The organism is Streptomyces sp. NPDC088794, from assembly GCF_044750545.1.
Classification (GTDB): Bacteria; Actinomycetota; Actinomycetes; order Streptomycetales; family Streptomycetaceae; genus Streptomyces.
Map to the genome: position 1 here is coordinate 323,135 of NZ_JBIVKB010000002.1, position 16,839 is coordinate 339,973.

17 protein-coding genes are annotated in these 16,839 nt (G+C 70.1%); 9 read left to right on the plus strand and 8 right to left on the minus strand.

The window, feature by feature from the left end:
- Positions 1–113: 113 nt before the first annotated feature.
- Positions 114–1,343, minus strand: coding sequence for a threonine ammonia-lyase (ilvA, locus tag ACIP6U_RS06040; protein ID WP_401713594.1), 1,230 nt, complete (start codon positions 1,341–1,343; stop codon positions 114–116).
- 163 nt (positions 1,344–1,506) lie between these two features.
- Here ilvA and ACIP6U_RS06045 point away from each other — a divergent pair, with 163 nt between their 5' ends.
- From ACIP6U_RS06045 to ACIP6U_RS06055, 3 genes are all read left to right on the plus strand, one after another.
- A complete protein-coding gene (locus tag ACIP6U_RS06045) occupies positions 1,507–2,013 on the plus strand; it encodes a MarR family winged helix-turn-helix transcriptional regulator (protein WP_401714403.1) in 507 nt (168 codons plus the stop codon).
- A gap of 173 nt (positions 2,014–2,186) precedes the next feature.
- A complete protein-coding gene (locus ACIP6U_RS06050; protein WP_401713596.1) occupies positions 2,187–2,690 on the plus strand; it encodes a sigma factor-like helix-turn-helix DNA-binding protein in 504 nt (167 codons plus the stop codon).
- A 70-nt stretch (positions 2,691–2,760) separates the two neighbouring features.
- Complete coding sequence (locus ACIP6U_RS06055; protein WP_401713598.1) at positions 2,761–3,009, plus strand: hypothetical protein; 249 nt, start codon at positions 2,761–2,763, stop codon at positions 3,007–3,009.
- 54 nt (positions 3,010–3,063) lie between these two features.
- On the opposite strand, the gene ACIP6U_RS06060 is transcribed toward ACIP6U_RS06055, so the two are convergent.
- Positions 3,064–4,218, minus strand: coding sequence for a cystathionine gamma-synthase (locus tag ACIP6U_RS06060; RefSeq protein WP_401713600.1), 1,155 nt, complete (start codon positions 4,216–4,218; stop codon positions 3,064–3,066).
- Positions 4,219–4,447: 229 nt separating this feature from the next.
- Here ACIP6U_RS06060 and ACIP6U_RS06065 point away from each other — a divergent pair, with 229 nt between their 5' ends.
- The 4 genes from ACIP6U_RS06065 (at position 4,448) to ACIP6U_RS06080 (ending at position 7,919) form a co-directional block, all read left to right on the plus strand.
- Entirely contained in the window at positions 4,448–5,566 is a 1,119-nt protein-coding gene (locus ACIP6U_RS06065) for a hypothetical protein (protein WP_401713602.1), read from the plus strand.
- Positions 5,567–5,659: 93 nt separating this feature from the next.
- Positions 5,660–6,334 (plus strand): peptide-methionine (S)-S-oxide reductase MsrA, encoded by a 675-nt coding sequence (msrA, locus tag ACIP6U_RS06070; protein ID WP_401713603.1) that lies wholly within the window; start codon positions 5,660–5,662, stop codon positions 6,332–6,334.
- Between the two features lie 3 nt (positions 6,335–6,337).
- Positions 6,338–7,105 carry a hypothetical protein gene (locus ACIP6U_RS06075; protein WP_401713605.1) on the plus strand — a complete coding sequence of 256 codons (768 nt, stop codon included), beginning with the start codon at positions 6,338–6,340 and terminating at the stop codon, positions 7,103–7,105.
- Positions 7,106–7,325: 220 nt separating this feature from the next.
- On the plus strand, positions 7,326–7,919 hold the full coding sequence (locus ACIP6U_RS06080; RefSeq protein ID WP_401713606.1) for a DUF4291 domain-containing protein: 594 nt from the start codon (positions 7,326–7,328) through the stop codon (positions 7,917–7,919).
- 52 nt (positions 7,920–7,971) lie between these two features.
- Here the strand turns inward: ACIP6U_RS06080 and ACIP6U_RS06085 are convergent, their stop codons facing one another.
- The gene (locus ACIP6U_RS06085) at positions 7,972–8,598 is read right to left on the minus strand and encodes a hypothetical protein (protein WP_401713608.1); all 627 of its coding nucleotides are present in this window, start codon (positions 8,596–8,598) and stop codon (positions 7,972–7,974) included.
- A 137-nt stretch (positions 8,599–8,735) separates the two neighbouring features.
- Between ACIP6U_RS06085 and ACIP6U_RS06090 the strand changes: the two genes are divergently transcribed.
- Positions 8,736–9,353 carry a hypothetical protein gene (locus ACIP6U_RS06090; RefSeq protein WP_401714404.1) on the plus strand — a complete coding sequence of 206 codons (618 nt, stop codon included), beginning with the start codon at positions 8,736–8,738 and terminating at the stop codon, positions 9,351–9,353.
- Positions 9,354–9,439: 86 nt separating this feature from the next.
- Positions 9,440–10,705, plus strand: coding sequence for a transcriptional regulator (locus ACIP6U_RS06095; RefSeq protein ID WP_401713610.1), 1,266 nt, complete (start codon positions 9,440–9,442; stop codon positions 10,703–10,705).
- A gap of 71 nt (positions 10,706–10,776) precedes the next feature.
- Here ACIP6U_RS06095 and ACIP6U_RS06100 read toward each other — a convergent pair whose 3' ends face one another.
- The 5 genes from ACIP6U_RS06100 to ACIP6U_RS06120 all read right to left on the minus strand — a co-directional run bounded on the left by ACIP6U_RS06100 (position 10,777) and on the right by ACIP6U_RS06120 (position 16,702).
- Entirely contained in the window at positions 10,777–12,027 is a 1,251-nt protein-coding gene (locus ACIP6U_RS06100) for a hypothetical protein (RefSeq protein WP_401713611.1), read from the minus strand.
- Between the two features lie 145 nt (positions 12,028–12,172).
- Positions 12,173–14,317 (minus strand): xanthine dehydrogenase family protein molybdopterin-binding subunit, encoded by a 2,145-nt coding sequence (locus ACIP6U_RS06105; protein WP_401713612.1) that lies wholly within the window; start codon positions 14,315–14,317, stop codon positions 12,173–12,175.
- The gene (locus ACIP6U_RS06110; RefSeq protein ID WP_401713613.1) at positions 14,317–15,291 is read right to left on the minus strand and encodes an FAD binding domain-containing protein; all 975 of its coding nucleotides are present in this window, start codon (positions 15,289–15,291) and stop codon (positions 14,317–14,319) included. Before ACIP6U_RS06110 ends, ACIP6U_RS06105 begins: the two co-directional genes overlap by 1 nt.
- Before the next feature lie 4 nt (positions 15,292–15,295).
- Complete coding sequence (locus tag ACIP6U_RS06115) at positions 15,296–15,907, minus strand: (2Fe-2S)-binding protein (protein ID WP_401713615.1); 612 nt, start codon at positions 15,905–15,907, stop codon at positions 15,296–15,298.
- A 219-nt stretch (positions 15,908–16,126) separates the two neighbouring features.
- Positions 16,127–16,702 (minus strand): TetR/AcrR family transcriptional regulator, encoded by a 576-nt coding sequence (locus tag ACIP6U_RS06120; protein WP_401713617.1) that lies wholly within the window; start codon positions 16,700–16,702, stop codon positions 16,127–16,129.
- Between the last annotated feature and the right edge of the window lie 137 nt (positions 16,703–16,839).

The following is a 16,839-nucleotide window of genomic DNA, read 5'->3' on the forward strand; positions in this document are numbered from 1 at the left end:
GCCTGATGGCCGACACGGGACACACCATAACGCGATGTATCGCGTCTCACAACGGCATTTTCCCGATCGAGTGACGAAGAGATACCGAACCGAGCGTTCCGCTTGAGGCGGCCTCAGTCGATGACCGTGTAGCCCGCCTCGCGCAGGGTGCGGCCGACCTCGACGCAGTGCTCAGGACCCTTCGTCTCCAGGTGCAGCTCGACCTCCGCCTCCGTGAGCCCGAGCCGGGGATCGGTCCGTACGTGACTCACATCGAGGACGTTAGCGTCCACCACTGACAACGCCCCGAGAAGCGAGGCGAGGGCGCCGGGACGGTCCGTCAGACGCAGGCGTACGGCCAGGTAGCGGCCCTGCGCGACCATGCCGTGCCGCAGCACCCGCTGCATCAGCAGCGGATCGATGTTGCCGCCGGACAGCAGCGCCACCACCGGGCCCTCGAAGCCGCGCGGATCGCTCAGCAGCGCCGCGACCGGGCTCGCCCCGGCCGGTTCCACGACCAGCTTGGCCCGTTCCAGGCACAGCAGCAGGGCCGTGGCCAGCTCGTCCTCGGTGACGGTGCGGACCTCGTCCACCAGGTCGCGGACGAGACCGAACGGCACCTCGCCTGGCCGGCCGACCTTGATGCCGTCGGCCATGGTCGCGGGCTGATCGATCGACACCGGGCAGCCGGCCGTGAGCGAGGGCGGGTACGCCGCCGCGCCCGCCGCCTGCACGCCCACGATCCGCACATCGGGCCGCAGGGCCTTCACCGCCACCGCGAGCCCGGCCACCAGACCGCCGCCGCCGATCCCGACGACGATCGTCCGCACCTCCGGGCACTGGTCCAGGATCTCCAGGCCGACCGTGCCCTGCCCCGCGATGACGTCGGGGTGGTCGAAGGGGTGGATGAACACCGCGCCCGTCTCGGCCGCGTACGCCTCGGCCGCGGCCAGCGTCTCGTCGACCACGTGCCCGTGCAGGCGCACCTCGGCGCCGTACTCACGCGTGGCACTGATCTTGGGCAGCGGAGCGCCCTTCGGCATGAACACCGTCGCGCGCACGCCGAGCAGTGCGGACGCGAGGGCGACGCCCTGCGCGTGGTTGCCGGCGCTCGCCGCGACCACTCCGGCGGCCCGCTCCTCGGGCAGCAAACCGGCGATCCGGACGTAGGCGCCGCGCAGCTTGAAGGATCCGGTCCGCTGGAGGTTCTCGCACTTGAGGTGCACCGGGGCGCCCACCAACTGGGACAGGTGCCTGCTTCCCTCCATCGCCGTCACCCGCGCCACGCCCGTGAGCATCTTCTGTGCACCGCGCACATCGTCGAGGGTCACGGGCCGAAAGGAGTCAGCCGTGCTGTAGCTCATGACTCAAGCATCGCAGTTCACAGCCTCACGCCGTCTCTGTGACCAACCTCCGAGACTGGTTTGCGCAGCGCCGGTACGACCCGCGTCCCGGCCGCGTACTCTGTCCCCCAATCCAGCGCCCCTTTCATGAAGCGAGCCTCCGGCCATGCCCACAACACCTGAAATGTCGATGGACATGACGACCGTCGGTGACATCGGTCTCCTCGACACGTTGCAGCACGAGGTGGCGGTCTTCGCCCGCCGTGCCGAACAGACCCGGCTCGGAGGGGTCGGACAGGTGCGCAACTCCATGGACCGCGCCGCGTATCTGCTGCTCAACCGCCTCGACAAGGAGGGGCCCATGGGCGTCAAGGCACTCGCCGCGAGCATGGGCATCGACTCGTCGACGGTCACCCGGCAGGTGGCTCCGCTCGTCGACACCGGGCTGGTCAAGCGGACCTCGCACCCCGAGGACGGGCGTGCCGTGGTGCTCCAGCTGTCCCCTCGCGGACTGGCGCGGCTGGACGAAGTACGGTCCTCCAGACGTCAGTTGATGGCCGAGCTGACACACGACTGGGCGCCGGAGGAGCGCGAGGCGTTCTGCACGCTCCTCACGCGCTTCAACACCGCGCTCTCCACCCGTATGGCGACGCAGGGCCTCCCGGGCGCGGACGGTCCCTCGGAGGCATGACCTCCCCGCGCGCGTGCCCCACGGTTTCCTCCGGATCCCGCGGGTGTCCGCCGAGCCCTTGACCGATGGGCCACCGCTGGCCTCATATGAGACCGGGTCCCGTCGCAGGCGGGTCGGCATCCCGTAGGCGACCGGGCCCCTGTCCTCAGGGTCGCGTCAGGGCGGGAGGCGCGGTGCGACAACGGCAGGCGTCCCAAGGTGCCCGCCGGGCCCGGGAGTTCGAGGCATTCGTCGCGGGCGCGGCAGGGCGGCTCCTGCATGCCGCCACGCTGCTCACGGCGGAGGCCCCCGACGACAACCCGCGCGCGCGGCGCCTGCTGACGCTCGCCCTCGCGCACACGTACGCGCGCTGGCACCGCCTGCGCGGCGAGGACCCGTACGACCACACCCGCCAGTACCTCGCCACCCGCTTCGCCCGCGCGGCCTGGCACCAGTACGGCGCCTTCGGCCGCGCCCGCCCGCACCCCGCCAGTGCCCTCGCCACGCTCGCACCGCAGGAACGCCTGATCCTCGTCCTCAGGCTGTACGAGGGGGTCGCCGAGGCTCAGACGGCTGCGCTGCTCGGCCTGCCGACGGAACGCGTCCGCACGATCTGCGACCGGGCGACGGCGACGTTGCTGCATCCGCCGCGGGGGCCGGCGCCGGCGGTCGGGCCGGCGAAGGTGGTGTCGTCGTGAGGGGCGTCGGCGTGAGAGATGTCGGCAGGGGAGGTGTCGTCATGAGGGACATGGGCGACGGGAGACTCCCATGAACCGGGCCCAACGCGAGGCCGCCGCACGGCAGGCCATGGAGGAGACGCCGCCCCCGGTGCCGCCGGAGCTGTACCCGGAGGTGATGCGCCGCGGCGCGCGGATGCTGCGCCGCAGGACCGTCGCCCGACGGCTGTTCTGGCTGTTGCTGTGCTCGGCGGCGGTCGCGTTCTTCGTATGGGCGATGGTGGCCCGCCCCTGGGTGGAGCCGCCTTCGGAGACGACTCCACCGCTGACGGGGTGGTGAACAGGGCTGGTGAACGGGCGGCCGATCGACCGGGCCGCCCGCCGGCCCGACCTGCTATCCGAGCGCCTGCTGCAGATCCCCCAGCAGGTCGTCGATGTTCTCGATGCCCACGGAGAGGCGTACGAGATCGGCGGGGACCTCGAGGGCCGAACCGGCCACGGACGCGTGCGTCATGCGGCCGGGGTGCTCGATCAGGGACTCGACGCCGCCCAGGGACTCGCCCAGCGTGAACACCTTGGCGCGGTTGCAGACCTCGACGGCCGCCTCCTCGCCGCCCGCGACCTGGAACGACACCATGCCGCCGAACGCCCGCATCTGCTTGACGGCGACCTCGTGGCCGGGGTGCTCGGGCAAGCCCGGGTACAGCACGTTCGTCACGCGCGCGTGCCGGCCGAGCATGTCGGCGACCTTGGTGGCGTTCTCGCTGTGCCGGTCCATGCGCACCGACAGCGTCTTGGCGCCGCGCAGCACCAGCCAGGAGTCGAAGGGCCCGGCGACCGCGCCCATCGCGTTCTGGTGGTACGCCAACTCCTCGCCGAGCGTCTCGTCGGCGGTGACCAGCGCGCCGCCGACGACGTCCGAGTGACCGCCCATGTACTTGGTCAGGGAGTGCACGACGACGTCCGCGCCGAGGGCCAGCGGCTGCTGGAGGTAGGGCGTGGCGAAGGTGTTGTCGACGACGAGCTTCGCGCCCGCGTCCCGCGCGATCTGCGCGACGGCGGCGATGTCGGTGATGCCGAGCAGCGGGTTGGAGGGGGTCTCCACCCACACGGCCTTGGTCTTCGGGGTGACAGCGGCCCGTACGGCGGAGGGATCGCTGGTGTCGGCGACCGACCACTCCACACCCCACCGCGCGACGACCTTCGCGAACAGCCGGAACGTGCCGCCGTACGCGTCATTGGGGATGACCACGTGGTCGCCGGGGCTGAGCAGCGTACGCAACAGGCAGTCCTCGGCCGCCAGTCCGGACGCGAACGCGAGACCGCGGCGGCCGCCCTCAAGGGCCGCGAGGTTCTCTTCCAGGGCGGTCCGGGTGGGGTTGGCGCTGCGGCTGTACTCATAGCCACCGCGCAGGCCCCCGACGCCGTCCTGCTTGTAGGTCGAGACCTGGTAGATCGGCGGGACGACCGCACCGGTGAGGGGGTCGGCGGTGTTGCCCGCGTGAATCGCGAGAGTCTCGAAGTGCTGACTGATGTGCCTGTCGCTCATGGGTCCCGAGCGTAGTGCGCTCGCGGAACGGATGACGGACGGCGGGGCGTGAGGTGGGGTACTGCGGGGTTTTCCCTCGGTGGGGGTGGGTTCGCGAGGGGGGTTTCGTGGCGGGGGTGGGTTCACGGCGTGGGGGCGAGCGTGGCCGCCGGAGGCAACCGGCGGGGAGTTGTCCACAGGTCCGGCGACCGGTTCGCCATTTGTCGGCGGTGTCTGGAACGCTTGTGGCATGGAGATTCTCTGGGTCCTGATGGCGGCGGTCCTGCTCGGCTTCGTGCTGCTGCCCTTCCTGCGGCGCAGGCGGGGCATGATCGAGCAGGTCCCGGCCGGCCACCCGGACGCGGCCGACCCCGCGAACTACGGCTTCGCGCGGGAGGAGGAGCTGGACGTCCGCATGCCCGGCCCCGACCAGGACCTGCTGAACGTCCTGGACCTGGTGCAGCGCACGCACGACTACCGCGCGGCCCAGCAGCTGCTGGCCGGCACGGAGGCCGCGGGCGAGCTGCGCTGGCAGCGGGTGCAGGCGTTCGCGGGCGCGGCCTCGCTGGAGCTGCGGCAGCGGCCGGGCGGGGTCAGTGAGACGCCGGGCGGGCAGTGGCTGCGGGTGTGGCGGGCCGAGCACCCCAAGGACGCGGGCGGCGCGGCGGTGCATGCCGAGTTCCTGGTGCAGCAGGCGTGGCGTACGTCGACGCCGGGCACGGACGAGTTCCGGATCATCATGGAGGAGGCGAGGTCGGCCTGCGGCGACGCGGCGCTGCTCGCGCCGGGCGACCCGATCCCGTACATCGTCGAACTGTCGGTGGCCCGCGGCCTCGCCTACTCCCAGTCGGAGTTCGAGCAGCTCTGGCTGAAGATCCTGGACCGGGCGCCGGCGCACATGGGGGCCCACCTGGCGGCCCTGCACTACTGGTGCGAGAAGTGGCACGGCTCGCGGACCCTGGCGAACTCCTTCGCGGAGGCGGCCGCCGCTCGGGCGCCCCAAGGCTCCCTCCTCGCGGCGATGCCCCTGTTCGCGGTCTTCGAGCACCTGCCCGAGGTGAACATGGTCAGCAGCTTCTACCAGAGCGAAGTGGTGACCAAGGCGATACACGGAGCGCTCTTCGCGGTCCACGCCGCCCGCCCCGACGACCCGATGCTGGCGCACGTACGCCACATGCTGGTCTTCTTCCTGGTCCGCGCGGAACGCTGGTCGGAGGCGATGAACCAGCTCATCCACATCGACGGCCACGTGGGCGCACTGCCGTGGACCCTGTCGGCGGACCCGGCGGCGGAGTTCGCGGTGTACCGGGCGCTGGCGGTGGCGGGTTACGAGGCGAACGGGGGGAGCCCGGCGACGTTGCCGCACTGAGCGCGGCCACCGGGCGGCTGGGCTACCGGAATTCCGGTAGCCCGCAAGCGCGTTGAGGCGTAGGGCCCCTCTGACCTCCCGGATGGAGACCGAATGTTCCCGTTCCCGGACAGCCGTACACCCCGGTTGCCGACACCCGAACAAGCTCTGCGTGGCCGCACCGAGCCGATGTTCTCGCTGCCCGACCGCCACACGGTCCTCGGCACCCCGCTCCTCGGCCCCTACCCCGGGCACCTGGAGATCGCGGACTTCGCCCTGGGCTGCTTCTGGGGCGCCGAGCGCAAGTTCTGGCAACTCCCGGTGGGCGTGTGGACGACGTTGGTCGGCTACCAGGGCGGCTACACCGAGAACCCCGCGTACGAGGAGGTCTGCTCGGGCCTCACCGGTCACACGGAGGCGGTCCGCGTGGTCTACGACCCCGAACTGATCTCGTACGACCGCCTCTTGAAGACCTTCTGGGAGTCCCACAACCCCACGCAGGGCTTCCGCCAGGGCAACGACGTGGGCACGCAGTACCGCTCGGCGATCTACACCCACACCCCGACCCAGGCAGCCCTGGCCACCGCCTCCCGCGAGGCCTACCAGAAGGTCCTGACGGCTTCGGGTTGGCGCACGATCACGACGGAGATCCTGCCGGCGGAGGGACGGGCGTTCTATCCGGCGGAGGGGTATCACCAGCAGTACTTGGACAAGAATCCGGCGGGGTACTGCGGGATCGAAGGGACCGGACTCTCCTGTCCGATCGGTGTCGCCAAGGCGGATGGCTGACCGGTGACCGACGCCGCGAAGATCGCAGGGCTGTTTGCCGCTCTCGGTGCCGAGGATCCACAGGGCTGGGCGGTGTCAGAGGTCGAGGAGAACCTTCCTCAACTGGCTCGGTACCGGCTCCTGCGAGCCCTGTGGCAAGACGTCCAGTCATGGGACAGGGCTTCGATCGGCGCCCTTCATGACGAAGTGAACGCGGAGACGGCCTCCGTGGACCAGGTCGTGGACCTCGGGCGCATCGCTCGCCTCGTCGCCCGACAAGCGACCTTCGACGTCCTGTACCGACTGGCCGACCCGGACGGCGACGAACTCCCCGCCACCGTCCGGGAACAGTTGCCTGGCTGGCGCCTCACCGAGACCTCACCCGCCGGCCGGCCGACGCACCGCGCGCTGGATGCTTTGTACGAGGACTTCGACGCCGTGGGACCCGAAACGGAAGCGATTCAGAGCAGAACTGTCGCAGCAGGCTGGATCTGGGACGCCAATACGCGTCCATTCTGCGAATCCCTCGCGGCAGAGGTGGGCTACGACTTCGACGACAGCGACTGGCAGGCAATCGCCGGCGCGCTCCCCGACACCGACGACGACCAACCACGCGCGACCTGGTTCACGTACCCGCTCGTCGGGCGCAGCCGCATCGATCTCCGCATAGCCCGATCCGTGGGCGGCTCCGAGGTGTCCGTACACGTCGAAGGCCCCGCGACCAGCCGTTTCCGAATCCGAATCGAACTGCTCCTAGGCATCATGGCGCGCTACAGGATCGCACCTGACTGAAGGGACCTGGACGAGAAGCAGAACAGTGCCGTTGTCGAGGCGCTCTTCCGACTTCTCGGCGAATTCCTCCGCGCCCGTGACGGCGAGCGAGACGGACTGCGCAGGATCTGTCGCGACTACTCGAACCGCTTCGAGGCATGACAGTCCTGCCGCCCAACAGGCGCGGACATCAGTCGAAAATCAGTGGCCACCCAACCCGACCGACCTCACGCTGTACGCCATGGAAGAACCGCAACACCGGATCCGCGCGGCCTACTCGGAATCCACGATCACCGTCTACCAGGCGTACTCCCCCGAGATCGGCCTGCCTGCCGTCCGCGACGGCCGTTTCCCTGCCGCGTGGAAGCGGGAGCGGATGACATGGATCAAGCCGTCATTCATGTGGATGATGTACCGCTGTGGCTGGGGCACGAAGGCAGGCCAGGAGACCGTGCTGGCCGTCGAGATCGCCCGCGACGGCTTCGAGTGGGCGTTGCGCCACGCCTGCCTGTCGAGTTACGTGCGCGGGGTTCATCCCGACCAAGCCACCTGGCAGCGTGAGTTGAAGCGTGCACCGGCACGCGTCCAGTGGGATCCCGAACGGGACCTGCGTCTTCAACCCCTGCCGTACCGCTCCCTGCAACTCGGCCTCTCCGGTGAGGCGGTTCGGCGCTACGCCGATGAGTGGACGGTCGGCATCCGCGACGTGACGCCGCTCGTTCATGAGATCCACGCCCTCGTCAGCGACGGTGACCAGGACTCCGCCGCCCGGCTGTTGCCCCGGGAGCGCCCCTATCTCGTAGGAGAGGAGCTTCTTGCCCACCTGCGGGGATGACGGGTTGGTTGCTTCTTCGGGCCGTCCCGTTGGTACGTACGCAGATGCCTGCTCAGAGATCCGCCGGAGGGACGGCTCGTTGGGCCTGCCAGATGGAGCGTAGTTCGGCGGCCGCTCGGTGCGCTGCCTCTCGGGGGTCGGGGCGTGGGGCGGGGGTCCTTTGGCCGGCCAGGTCCCGGCCGGTGAGCGACCGCGCGGGTACGGCGGTCCAGTCCCTCCGGTGCACCACGGCGACGTACCCGTCTCCGTGGGCCGCTTCGTCCCGCCAGTCGTCCGGTGGCGCCATGAGGACGCGAAGGGACTGTTCATCCAGCCATTCCAGACCCAGCACCTGCCGACCGGGTTCGTGCTCGATGAGAGAGACGACCACGCCCGTTTTGAGGTGCAGAAGCAGTAGCTCGCCCTCGAAGAAGTAGCCGCCGTCGTACCTTCCGGTGCCTGTCGCGAGCAGCGGACGGCTGGGATGGAAGGCCATCGCGTGGACCGGGAAGCGTGAGGCGAAGGACGCCCTGCGGTCGAAGGAGCGGGTTCTGTAGACCGCGACCGGAGTGGTCGGGCCGGCCTTGTCCCCGCCTGCCACGGCCAGTAGGTCGCGGCGCTCGTCCTGGACGACCAGGAGTGGGGCGCCGATTCCGAGAAAGGACCAGCCGTCGGGGGGATTTTCGTCCGAAGCCGCCATGCCGTGATCTTCTCAACTCCCCGGCCGCGCAGGGTAGTCACCGACGCGAGAGCACAGAGGGGTGATGGAAGGGTGAGGGAGGGGTGACGAAGCGGCTCAAGGGGGTGGATCCGGAAGAGCGACTCGTTCGTGAGCCGGTGCTCTCCGCGTATCAACAGGCCCTGCGGGATCGGCTTCTCGCCGCGCCTGTGGTGCCTGCGCACGCACCCTGGCGGCCCGTCTTCGAGTCCACGTACGGCGTCCCTGTCGGCGGGCTCCTCGGGATCGGCTTCGCGTCCCACCCCGAGAGCGGCCGTGACCTGGTGATGGTCGTCTCCAACGACGGTCATGGTCTCTTCGACGCCGTCACCGGGGAGAAGATCGCCAGAGACCGGGACCCTGCCCCCGAGGACGGCACCCCCGACGCCGTCGCCGACCTGACCTGCCCCGGGCTGGGGCCGATCGCCGGCAGCCGCGTGCGCATCGCGGGGCTGTTCGGCGGTGGGTTGCACACCACGACCGACGACGGCTGGACGCTGGAGTCCGTCGCGCCGGACTGGCCCCACCATCGTGTGCTGCTCTCGGCCGACGGCGGACTCCCCCACTCCGGTCCGTACGGGGAGCAGTGGTGGCACATTTTCCACTCCACCTACTCGGAGCTGCGAGCCTTCGGCTTCTCGCTCTCCGGCCGGACCATCGCCGTCGCGACGAGCAGTGATGTTTCTCTGTGGACCCGCCACCCCGGACACGGCAACAGCAGCGACATCCGGCACTGACCGTCCGGGCCAGGCGGTTCTTGGAGTGTCAGGCCGGCCACGAGGGTAGTTTTCCGCCCGGACATGCCGTTGGCCGGGGGGTGTACGTGGACGCGGAACTGTCGCTCGGCCTGTTGGGTGCGCTGATAGCCATCGGCGGGCTGTACTACGCGTGGCGGGCACTGGACCAGGGTGTCGTCGAAGAGTCCCGGGCGTCTTTCGTCAAGGAACGGACAGACCTCCGTCAGCGGTTTGTGCACCTGTGCGAGACGGCCGCTGACATGCACGTTCTGGCCCGCCCTTCCCTGGAGCGGATCGGTGGTACCTCCTTGCTGTGGGAGGCTGCCATGCGCCCGCCGGCCCCTGTTCCGCTGTCGGCGGTGACGGTGGAATGGCAGGGCATGGCGCCACCCGTCAACCTGCCGTTGCTGCACGCGGCGCGGCGTTGTCTGCCGAGGGAATCCAAGGGGAGATACGAACGCTATTCCGCCGCCATGGGGGCCTTGGCGCGCCCTACCCTCTTCGAGGATCGACCGTCCTTTCGCCTTGTGCGGGCCGACTGGTCTCAGCCGGGAGAGCCCCGTCTGGTTTTCGGCATCGGCCAGTACTTCGACCTCATCGACCAGAACGAGGCTGTGGCTCACGAACTGGCCGTGGCCACGCGACGGGTGCCCGAGGAGAGACCGCCCTGGCGAGCCGTACCCATGCGCAGACTCCTGGCCGACGATCCGCTGTCGCTCGAGGAACGTGTCGTACTCCCTTCCGTCGCCACTCTGACTCTGCGCCGTACGCCCGATGGGCAGGGCACGTTCTTCCTCCTCTACCGGGAAGCCGGGCAGGTCGCCACGGGAGAGGGCATCTACGGGCCGATCCCCGCCGGCATGGTTCAGCCGGCGTCGCTCTCGCCTCTCGCGTACCGGCAGGACCTGGATCTGTGGCGCATCGTCATGCGCGAATACAACGAGGAGTTGCTCGGAGCGCCAGAGGCCAAAGGGGACTTGGGCTCCGAAGTGGACTACGGCCGGCCTCCGTACAGCCTGCTCAACGCCGCCTTGGCGGACGGCTCGTTGCGGGTGTGGTGCTTGGGCATGGCGTTGGAGCCGCTGAATCTCGCGGTATGTGTCCTGACCGTGGCGGTATTCGAAGCGGCCACGTTCGACACGGTCTTCGCCGAGGCGGTGGAGCGGAACGAAGAAGGCATTGTGGTCGGTGGACCACGTTCGAACGGGACCGTTACCGGCCTGCCGCTCGACGACGCCAGCGTCAACGACCTTCCCTCCGACCGTATGTCGCCCCCCGCCGCCGGCTTGCTCCAACTGGCCTTGCAGCATAGGGATGTTCTGCTCTCGGACCCCGATCAGATCCAGGCGTAGAGGGGCTGTGATCGCGGCTTCACGTGGGTTGTCAAGCCGCGACGGGGCCGGCGCTCGCGTCCCGACCGTCGTCAGCTCAGGCTCTCCGCCCGGCGGCGACGCACGGCGACGAGCACGCCCGCACCCGTGATCACCGCCGCGGCGGCCATGCCCGTGATCGGCAGTGTCGAGGACCCGCTCTCCGCCAGGCTGCCGCCGGTCGACGTCGTCCCGGCGCCGCCAGTCGTTGTCGTCGTCCCGTCACCGCCGGTCGACGACGACCCGCCGCCCGATCCGGTCGATCCGCCCGAGCTGCTCGACCCGCTCGACCCGCCCGAGTTCCCCGAGCCGCCGCCCGTCGAGCCCGTCTGTCCGTCACCCGTGACGTCCAGCGTGATGTCGGCCTTGTCGTTGGCCTTGTCGGGGTCGAACGGCCGTGCCTCGGTGCTCAGCGCCACCGAGCCCTTGGCGTGCGCCACCCGCTTGTCGATCTTCAGCTGGAAGGTGTAGGTCTCTCCGCCGCCCTCGTTGAGTGCCGGCTGCCTCATGCCGCAGTGGTACACGTGACGCTCGAGCCGGCAGAACGCGGCGGTCTTGACGACCGATGTTCCAGCGGGCGGTGTGATCAAGACGCTTACGGACCGATCCCAGTACGGGGCCATGACCCAGGCGGGTCCGGCGTTGGTGAACTCCACCTTCATCGGCACCGTTTCACCGACGCTCCCCGTCAACTCGGCACCCGTCACCTGGAAGTCGGCCGTGTTGACGGAGGTGACGGGGACGTCGACCACGCGTGCGGAGCCCTCGCTGCCGGCCTGGCTCGCGACGAGTCTCACCGCCGGGGCGGTTCCCGCCACCGGCGTACTGCCGTTGTCGTCCGCAACCGGATCGCCTTCCCCCGCGCGCACGCGCAGTTCGTCGTAGAGCGCGCGGTCCAGCACCTCGGCACGGAGAGGCGTCTCGGGCGTGTAGACGGCGCCCGGCTCGACCGCCTGGTCGAACTCGCACACCACGGTCCATCTCTCGGGCATCTCGTCGTAGGGACGGACGTGCTGTGAAAGGCAGTTGGAGGGAATCTCCGTGAAGTCGAGTCCCCGCGTGACGCCGTAGTAGATCCACGCCTTCTCGGCCGCCACGGTGCCCTTGTTCGCCACGGTGACCGGTACGTCGAAGGTGCTTCCCGGTTTCGCCCCGTCGACCGGCGCGATGCCTCCGACGACCAGCTCGGGTGCGGGTTCGTCGGCGAAGGCGGCGGGAGCCGCGGCGAGCGCGACCAGGCCGACAGCGCCGAGGGCGGCGACAACGGCACGGGAGGCGCGGCGGTTGTACGGAGGCATCGGCATGGAGAGAACCCCTGTTGGATTACGGGCGAACGGACGGTGTCCCCCGGGGGACGTCCCTGCGCTCGCTAGACTCCTGCCGGTCCCGAACGGTTGCGCGCCCGGTGCTTTCTGCGCGCCGTGACACGCAGGCCGAAGTCACCGACGGTCAAAGCAGCGCCTCAGGGCGGATAGGCAGGTCCGTCAGGCGTTTGCCCGTCGCGTTGAACACCGCGTTGCCGATCGCGGGGGCCACCCCGACGATGGTGATCTCGCCGAGGCCCTTCACGCCGATCGGGTCGGCCTGTGGGTCCTCGGTGTTGATGAAGGCGGCGTCGAGGTCGGGGACGTCCGCGTTCACCGGCACGAGGTAGTCGGCGAGGCTCGCGTTGATGATGCGGCCGTCTCGGTGGTCGGTGACGGTGCCCTCCAGGAGGGCCATTCCGATGCCGCCGACCATGCCGCCGACGGCCTGGCTGTGGGCGAGCTTGGGGCTGATCACCCGTCCTACGTCGTACGCCGCGAAGATCCGCCGGATCCGGACCAGGCCCAGCAGGGGGTCGACGGAGACCTCGGCGAAGACGGCCCCGTAGCCGTACGTGGAGATCTTCGAATCGGCGTCGCCCGGGCCCCAGTTGCCCGTGATGTCGAGGCTGGGCAGACCGGCGCGGCGCAGGATGTCCCGGTAGCTGTCCCGGCCTCCACCGGTCGCCGACAGGTAGCCGTCGCTCACGCGCACGTCCGCCGGATTCGCGCCGTGGAGAGGGGAGTCGGGGTCCGCCACCGCCCTGCCGATGAACTCCGCCCTCAGCGCGTCGCACGTGGTGTGCGCGGCCGAGCCCACGCTCGCCATGGTGCAGGCCGCCGCGTGCAGGGGCGCGGTGGGGTAGCTGGAGTCGCCCAGTCTGAAGGTGACCGCCGAAGCCGGCAGCCCCAGGGCGTCGGCGGCGACCTGCATCACCGAGGTGGTGGTGCCGGGGCCCATGTCCGCGGTGGCCGCGAAGACTTCGGCGGTGCCGTCGGCGTGGATCCGGGCCCGGGCGCTGGAGTCGCGTCGGTTGTTGTGGTAGCTGGCGGTGGCCATCCCCATGCCGATGAGGAGGTCGCCGTCCGTGTGCGAGCCGGGCTTGGCGTTCCGCCGGGACCAGCCGAAGCGGCGTGCGCCGATGGCGTAGCACTCGCGCAGTTTCCGTGTGGAGAAGGGGAGTTGGTTGACCTCGTCCTGGGTCGGTTCATTGCGCAGCCGCAACTCGACCGGATCCACGGCCAGTTCGTGCGCCAGTTGGTCCATCGCCGTCTCCAGGGCGTAGTTGCCGAGCACCACGCCCGGGCCTCGCATGGAGCACGGGGACTGGACGTCGACGGGCGTGACCCGGTAGGCGGTACGGGTGTTGGGGACGCCGTAGAGGAACCGCGGCAGGTCGGTCAGGCCGTCCGTGTAGGTCGCGTACCGCGCGTTCTCGATCCGGACCTCGTAGACGAGCGCGCTGACCCGTCCGGCCACACTGCTGCCGAGGGCCATCCGGTGCCGGCCGGCGGGACGGAACCCGGTGCCGTAGTAGAACTGGCGCCTGGTCAGGACGACCTTGACGGGCTTGCCGACCTCGCGCGCGGCGAACGCGGCCAGGATGACATGGTCGTAGGTCTGGATTCCGCTGCCGAATCCGCCGCCCAGGAACTCGTTGTGCACGCGTACGTCGCCGACCGCGATGCCGAGGGCGCCGGACACCGTGCGCGCGGCGCCCTGGGCCCACTGGGACTTGTCCCAGAGCGTCAGCCGGCCGTCCTGCCACTGGGCGATGGTCGAGGGCAGTTCGATGGGGTTGTGGTTCTCGCGGGCGGTGGTGAGTTCCAGGTCCACCTTCACCTGCGCGGAGGCCAGCGCGCCCGTCGGGTCGCCGCGGCTGTAGTCGGGCTCGTCGGCGGGTGTCTGCGAGGGGAGGTCCGGGGCGTCGAAGTCCGTTACCGCGTCCTGCCGTTCGTAGGTCGCCTCGACCAGCGAGGCGCCGTGGGTCGCCGCCTCCAGGGTCTCCGCGACGACGACCGCGATGGGCTGGCCGTAGAAGGCGATCCGGTCGACGGGGTGGGCGAGGCGCAGGCTGCCGAAGTCGGTCAGGACGTGCAGGACGCCCGGGTGGCCGAGCGCCGCGTCCACCGAGATCCGGCTCACCGTGCCGCGCGCCACCGTGCCGTTGACGATCACGCCGTACAACAGGCCTTCGAGGCGGTGCTCGGCCGAATAGGTGGCCGTGCCGGTCACCTTGCGGTGGGCGTCGACGCGGGAGAGCCGCTGCCCGACGACGGTCGTCGCCATCACTGTCCCCCGATCGTCATGAGCTGGCGGCGCACGGTCCGTTCGACCAGTTGCACCTTGAAGGCGTTCTCGGAGAGCGGTTCGGCGCCCTCGGCCGCGAGGGCCGCGGCGGCCGTCCACGTCCGGCGCCCCGGCCGCTTGCCGACGAGCGCCTCCTCCACCCTGGGCAGCCGCCACGGCACGGTCGCCACCCCGCCGACGGCCACCCTGGCGCCGCGCACCAGGCCGCCCCTGATGTCCAGCGCCACCGCCGCGGACGCGAGGGCGAACTCGTACGACTGCCGGTCGCGGACCTTCAGATAGCCCGAGCGGCGCGTGTGCGCTCCCGCGGGGACGGTGAGGGAGGTGATGAGTTCGCCGGACCTGAGCGCGTGTTCCTTCTGCGGTGTGTCCCCGGGGCGGAGGAAGAAGTCCTGGATCGGGATGGAGCGTGGGCCGTCGAGGCCTCGCACCTCGACCACGGCGTCCAGCGCCACGAGGGCAACTGCCAGGTCGGAGGGGTGAGTTGCCACGCAGTGGGAGCTCGTCCCCAGGATCGCCTGCATACGGTTGTCACCGTCCCGGGCGTCGCAACCCGAGCCCGGGTCACGGCGGTTGCACGCGGAGTGGACGTCCCGGAAGTACGGACAGCGGGGCCGCTGCATGATGTTGCCCCCGATGGAGGCCATGTTGCGCAGCTGGGCCGAGGCGCCGAGTTCGAGGGCCTGCGAGAGGAGCGGGTACGTGGCGCGCACCTCCGGATGCGCGGCGAGCTCGCTCATCCGGACCAGGGAACCGGCGTGCACCCCTTGCCGGGTGACGGTGATGTCCTTGTACGGCAGCGCGTTGATGTCGACCACGTGCGCGGGGCGCTCGACGGTCTCCCGCATGAGGTCGACCAGTGTGGTCCCGCCGGCGATGTAACGGCCGTTGCCGGCACCGGCGTTGAGCGCGGCGGAGACGGTGGAGACGCGGCTGAAGGCGAAGGGGTGCATGCGGTCACGCCTCCTTGGCGGTCTGCTCGATGGCGGAGACGATGTTCGTGTACGCCCCGCACCGGCAGAGGTTGCCGCTCATCCACTCGCGGATCTCCGTCCGGGAGCCGGTGTGGCCCTCGGCGATGCAGGCGACGCCCGACAGGACCTGCCCCGGCGTGCAGTAGCCGCACTGGAGGCCGTCGTGGTCGATGAACGCCTGTTGGAGTGGGTGCAGTTGACCGCCCCGTTCTCGGGCCAGCCCCTCGATCGTGGTGACGTGCGTGTCCTGGGCCATCACGGCGAGGACGAGGCAGGAGTTCACCCGCCGGTCGTCCACGAGCACCGTGCAGGCTCCGCAGGCGCCCTGGTCGCAGCCCTTCTTCGTGCCGGGGAGGTCCAGGTGCTCGCGGAGCAGGTCGAGGAGTGAGGTGCGGTTGTCGACCTGCGCGGTGCGCTGCTCGCCGTTGACCGTCAGACGGACGGTGGAGAGCTGGTCGGCCGGCGTGGGTGCGGCCGCGGACGCCGATGCGGGCAGGCGGTCCGAGCTCAGCAGGGGGAGGCCGGCCACCGCTGTCGACGCCGCGACGAAGGTTCGTCGTTTGAGCGTGGTGGCCTCGTCGAACGTTTCCGACATGCGCGATGCACCCTCTCGGTCGACACGTGGCAGGTGATGACACCTGGTGTCATCGTAACAGTGATGACACCAGGTGTCATGGGTGACGAGAGCGACGGGGGAGGCAGGGCGGTGGCGGTGGGTGTGCCTCTTACCTGCGGCAGTGACCTATGACTTACCTGCGGCAGTGGCCTATGGCTTACCTGGAGCCGTGGCCTATGGCTTACCTGCGGCCGTGGCCTACGGCTTGAGCGGGGCCGCGACCTCGGCCCTGAGCTCCTCCGCGCATTCCCGCAGCAGGGCGTGCAGGTCCTGTGTCTCCGGACCCTCGAGCCAGCATTCGCGCGCGGCTCTCCACGCGGCGGCACCCGCCAGGGCGGTCAGGAAGGCGGCCCGCGGCGCGACACCGCGCTCGCACAAGGCCTCGGTCACGGCCGAACTGGTCTGGGCGAACTTGGTCAGCTGCCGTTCCTGAAGCTCCGGGTTGGCGACGATGACGGCTCGGCGCCGCCTGGCGTGCGCGTGCGCCGTATTCACCATGTTCACGGCGGCGCCGTACCCCTCCAGGACGACGGCGAGCGGCGAGAGGTCGGCCGGCGCGGCGGCCATGGCGTCGACGATCGTCTGATGGATCCGGGCCGAGAGCGGGAACAGCACCTCGCGTTTGTCGGGGAAGTGGCGGAAGAACGTCCGCTTGGTCAGACCCGCCCGCTCGGCGATCTCGGCGACCGTGGTGTCCTCGAAGCCGCGCTCTTCGTACAGCTCGAGCGCGGCCCGCGACAAGCGGCCCGCTGCGTCCGGCATCCATCGACCCATGTCGCTCATCCTAGTGATGACACTCAATGTCATCGGATATACGTCGATGACGCCTGGGCCGGTGTCAAGCATTTCAGCCTCGCTCACAAGGTACGGCGGCCCCGCCCTCCCCGCTCTACGCTCCCCCGCATGCTGAT

What these genes read in the sequence shown, in the direction of transcription:
- ACIP6U_RS06105 (WP_401713612.1), bottom strand. Translation starts at nt 14,317, where the DNA reads ATGGCGACGACCGTCGTCGGGCAGCGGCTCTCCCGCGTCGACGCCCAC.
- ACIP6U_RS06110 (WP_401713613.1), bottom strand. Translation starts at nt 15,291, where the DNA reads ATGCACCCCTTCGCCTTCAGCCGCGTCTCCACCGTCTCCGCCGCGCTC.
- ACIP6U_RS06080 (WP_401713606.1), top strand. Translation starts at nt 7,326, where the DNA reads ATGGAAGAACCGCAACACCGGATCCGCGCGGCCTACTCGGAATCCACG.
- ilvA (WP_401713594.1), bottom strand. Translation starts at nt 1,343, where the DNA reads ATGAGCTACAGCACGGCTGACTCCTTTCGGCCCGTGACCCTCGACGAT.
- ACIP6U_RS06055 (WP_401713598.1), top strand. Translation starts at nt 2,761, where the DNA reads ATGAACCGGGCCCAACGCGAGGCCGCCGCACGGCAGGCCATGGAGGAG.
- ACIP6U_RS06100 (WP_401713611.1), bottom strand. Translation starts at nt 12,027, where the DNA reads ATGCCGATGCCTCCGTACAACCGCCGCGCCTCCCGTGCCGTTGTCGCC.
- msrA (WP_401713603.1), top strand. Translation starts at nt 5,660, where the DNA reads ATGTTCCCGTTCCCGGACAGCCGTACACCCCGGTTGCCGACACCCGAA.
- ACIP6U_RS06115 (WP_401713615.1), bottom strand. Translation starts at nt 15,907, where the DNA reads ATGTCGGAAACGTTCGACGAGGCCACCACGCTCAAACGACGAACCTTC.
- ACIP6U_RS06060 (WP_401713600.1), bottom strand. Translation starts at nt 4,218, where the DNA reads ATGAGCGACAGGCACATCAGTCAGCACTTCGAGACTCTCGCGATTCAC.
- ACIP6U_RS06085 (WP_401713608.1), bottom strand. Translation starts at nt 8,598, where the DNA reads ATGGCGGCTTCGGACGAAAATCCCCCCGACGGCTGGTCCTTTCTCGGA.
- ACIP6U_RS06065 (WP_401713602.1), top strand. Translation starts at nt 4,448, where the DNA reads ATGGAGATTCTCTGGGTCCTGATGGCGGCGGTCCTGCTCGGCTTCGTG.
- ACIP6U_RS06120 (WP_401713617.1), bottom strand. Translation starts at nt 16,702, where the DNA reads ATGGGTCGATGGATGCCGGACGCAGCGGGCCGCTTGTCGCGGGCCGCG.
- ACIP6U_RS06045 (WP_401714403.1), top strand. Translation starts at nt 1,507, where the DNA reads ATGTCGATGGACATGACGACCGTCGGTGACATCGGTCTCCTCGACACG.